The sequence below is a fragment of the Proteus sp. LHD240705 genome, assembly GCF_047921555.1.
Taxonomy (GTDB): domain Bacteria; phylum Pseudomonadota; class Gammaproteobacteria; order Enterobacterales; family Enterobacteriaceae; genus Proteus.
The window spans coordinates 1-2,466 of record NZ_JBLRMI010000022.1; the positions used below are offsets into that span (position 1 = coordinate 1).

The following is a 2,466-nucleotide window of genomic DNA, read 5'->3' on the forward strand; positions in this document are numbered from 1 at the left end:
AGTGATAAAACGCTACCCACTGATTTTGCAAACGCCAAAGCACAACGTATTCAATGGTCTAATAATTTTTGTGCAGTGAAAAGTTTCAGTAAAGACGGTTCGACAACCGAACAAATTGATGTCACTACCATTTGCAGTGATGGCAAGGAATATGAATCGGGCGATACGGAATACGGCTCAATTAAATTGACCTTTTTCTTACGGTATAGCTCCAGTGATGTGCAGCGACTTTTGCGTAAATATGAAAACAGCAAAGAAAAATTTGCGGTGAAAATGGTCTTAACGCGAGATGAAGGCTCCATGTTTTATTACGGCTCCGTCGAAACAGGCATGAACATTGATGGTAGCGTAGGGCAAATGATGGATTCGGGGATCTCGATTAAATTGTCTGGCCGTGATTATTTGAATACGAAGAAATAACCCTTAACTCACCTCTCTTATTATTTCTCTTCTCCCTTCTCGATAAAAATCTTAGGAGTGATTATGTCTAACGCGTTATTGCGTGAATTAGTGTTAAACCAAGCACTGAAAGTGACGCCTTTTACTTATTTAGACAACACCTTTTATGTCAAAGAACTGGATGTTGGCACCATGAATTACATTCAGCGCAAACTTCGTCAAATTAAAATCAAGCTTGCCGAAGCGCAGGACATTTATTTAGACGAAGACGATCCCGAACAATTTAACGAGGCGATAAATCGTGTCTACGATGAATATGATGTCGCCAGAATGTTGGCTTTTAAGTTGTGTGATGAAAAAGGGGAACTGCTTTTTGATGCTGAAAATGAAGAAGACTTAAAAGGTCTTAATCGTTTAGGACAAGGGTTCTCTAATGCGGTGTTTACAGCAGAAGCGGGGAATAGCGAAAAAAACTTGGAGAACGGCGACAATTCCAACTGATATTGTCGCTGGCACTGGGAAAAACGCTCGCAGAAATCGAACAAATGCCTGAAAGCCACTTGTGTGAATATGAGGCCTTTTATCGCAAACAGCCCTTTGGTTTATGGCGAGAGGATTATCGGATGGCACAAGTGGCACATCTTCTCGCGATGATAAATCGTGATCCGAAAACGTCTCCGCCTGAATTGATGGATTTTATGCCGATGTGGAAGAAGAAAATTACGGAAGAAGAGCTGTGGGATAACGTTACTGAGAGTGTATTAGCTAATCGATAGCCCCACATCAATGGGGCTTAATTGTTAACCACCGCGAGACATTTTCTCAATTTTTTTATCCGTATTGTATTGGGAAAGGGCATAAACCGACCAGATAGCCGCAGGGATCCATCCGATTAAGGTGATTTGGAGGATAAGGCAGAAGATGCCAGCAAATGGGCGACCAATCGTGAAAAATTGTAACCAAGGTAGCAATAACGCCAGAATAAGTCTCATAAATATCTCCTCTAGTATTCGAAATTTCAGTTTATCAATAATTAAATTAATAGTGAATATAATTGATTTATTACACATTTATGGTGTGAAAATCTTAATTCTATTTAGGTTTAGGAATTAATTTATGGCGGGAGCATTAGGTAGATTAAATATTGATTTGACGCTGAATACGGCAAATTTCACAAATGCGATCAACCGTAGCCAGCGCCAAACAGAACAATTTGGGCAAAGTATTCGCGTCAGCCTTCAAGCGATCACCGTACAACAAGAGCGAATGGTATCGCAAACTGCAAAATCCTCGGCATTCTTTACTCGTTTTGCGAGTGTTACCGCAAGTGCATTATCCATTCATCAAGTAATCAATTATGCCGACAGTTGGACGGAATTACAGAACCGCTTAAAACTGGTGACAGAAAGTTCTGTCGAGTTAAATAAAGCCACACAAGCCGTCTATGGCATTGCCCAGAAAACCTATCAATCGTTGGATGCGACGGCACAGATTTATCAGCGTTTTGCGGATAATGCCGATCGCCTAGGATTAAGTCAGCAAAAAGTCGCTGAACTCACGGAAACCGTCTCAAAAGCGGTAGCGATTTCGGGGGCAAGTGCAACCGCAGCCCAAGCGGCATTAATCCAATTTGGTCAAGCATTAGCCTCAGGGCAGTTACGTGGCGAAGAGCTGAACTCGGTAATGGAGCAAACCCCTGCGTTAGCAAAAGCTATCGCTGACGGAATGGGGGTTAGTGTGGGTGAACTAAGGAAGAAAGCCCAAGACGGTGAAATGACGATTGAGAAAGTCATTCAAGCCTTAGAACGTGTAGCCGACAGTGTGAATAAAAAATTTGCTACCAGCGTGACAACGGTTAGCCAAGGTTTCACCAATCTTCAATCGGCGATGACAAAATTTATTGGTGAAGCGAATCAAGGTACTGGTGCGACTCAGCTTTTAACAACGGGGCTTTCTGCATTATCGAATCATTTTTCTGAAGTGATGAGAGTAACGGAAGCTTTAGCCATGACGACTATTGCAATAAAAATAGCCAAATGGACTCAAGCCACTTATGCACAAGCCGCA

General features: G+C 42.1%; 4 protein-coding genes and 1 pseudogene. 4 read left to right on the forward strand and 1 reads right to left on the reverse strand.

Going from position 1 to position 2,466, the window contains the following annotated elements:
- The 3 genes and pseudogenes from ACNART_RS17745 to ACNART_RS17755 all read left to right on the forward strand — a co-directional run.
- Positions 1 to 420: pseudogene (locus tag ACNART_RS17745) on the forward strand (hypothetical protein); the annotation flags it as partial.
- Between the two features lie 63 nt (positions 421 to 483).
- Positions 484 to 900: a hypothetical protein gene (locus tag ACNART_RS17750; RefSeq protein ID WP_036894767.1), complete on the forward strand. Its 417-nt coding sequence runs from the start codon at positions 484 to 486 to the stop codon at positions 898 to 900.
- A 44-nt stretch (positions 901 to 944) separates the two neighbouring features.
- Entirely contained in the window at positions 945 to 1,175 is a 231-nt protein-coding gene (locus tag ACNART_RS17755) for a DUF4035 domain-containing protein (protein WP_223231949.1), read from the forward strand.
- A 24-nt stretch (positions 1,176 to 1,199) separates the two neighbouring features.
- Here ACNART_RS17755 and ACNART_RS17760 read toward each other — a convergent pair whose 3' ends face one another.
- Positions 1,200 to 1,391, reverse strand: a complete 192-nt coding sequence (locus ACNART_RS17760) for a YqaE/Pmp3 family membrane protein (protein WP_004242485.1) — start codon at positions 1,389 to 1,391, stop codon at positions 1,200 to 1,202.
- A 124-nt stretch (positions 1,392 to 1,515) separates the two neighbouring features.
- Between ACNART_RS17760 and ACNART_RS17765 the strand changes: the two genes are divergently transcribed.
- The coding region (locus ACNART_RS17765) for a tape measure protein (protein WP_416303671.1) at positions 1,516 to 2,466 on the forward strand (951 nt) is incomplete at its 3' end.